We start from the raw sequence: 632 nt of genomic DNA on the forward strand, positions 1-632 counted from the left end.
CAGGGCGTCGACGCGGACATGCTCGCCGAAGTGATTGCGCTGGTTGCGCCGTTCGATATGGTCGACCAGATCAAGGCGAAGCTCAACAAGGCATACGGGCTGGCGATCGAGGCGAGCAACCCGGTGGCTGCACTCGATGCATTGAGCGTTGCGCTCGAACTGAACAACCGGATTGGCGTGAAACGCGACATCGCTCGCATCGAGGCGGCGCTCGCGGCTCGATCGCCATTATCCGATTCGGCGGGGAGCGAATCGGATGAGTAACGAGTCCCTCGCGACAGGGCGGCACGCGCGCCGAGCGGCAGGTATTGCACTTGGCCGAACGACGCGCGTCCACCGCCCACCCTACCGTCACCCTTGCACGACGAGGCGGCGATGAACGATTTCGTATCGGTCGCTCCGATTTCAGCGCACGCGGCCCATGATCCGAACCCGCCGCGCGTCGAGCCGATCCTCAAGGGCGACGGTTGGTACCCGGACATCGATCTACGCGATGTGCGGGTCGTCTTGCGCCTGGACGGCACGGTGACGGACGCGCGGCTTTTCGATGCGGTAGTCGAAGGCATCGCCCATGCGGCCGACGTCTTGCATGCGTGGCGCGTCAAATGTGAGGCAAGCGGGGCGGCCGATCT

At 64.7% G+C, this 632-nt stretch carries 1 protein-coding gene and 1 pseudogene; both read left to right on the forward strand.

Going from position 1 to position 632, the window contains the following annotated elements:
- A pseudogene (locus QCE79_RS33390) lies at positions 1–264 on the forward strand (terminase); the annotation flags it as partial.
- Positions 265–375: 111 nt separating this feature from the next.
- Positions 376–632: head completion/stabilization protein (locus QCE79_RS33395; RefSeq protein WP_309851762.1), on the forward strand; the 257-nt coding region annotated here is incomplete at its 3' end.

Source organism: Caballeronia sp. LZ003 (assembly GCF_031451465.1).
GTDB lineage: Bacteria > Pseudomonadota > Gammaproteobacteria > Burkholderiales > Burkholderiaceae > Caballeronia.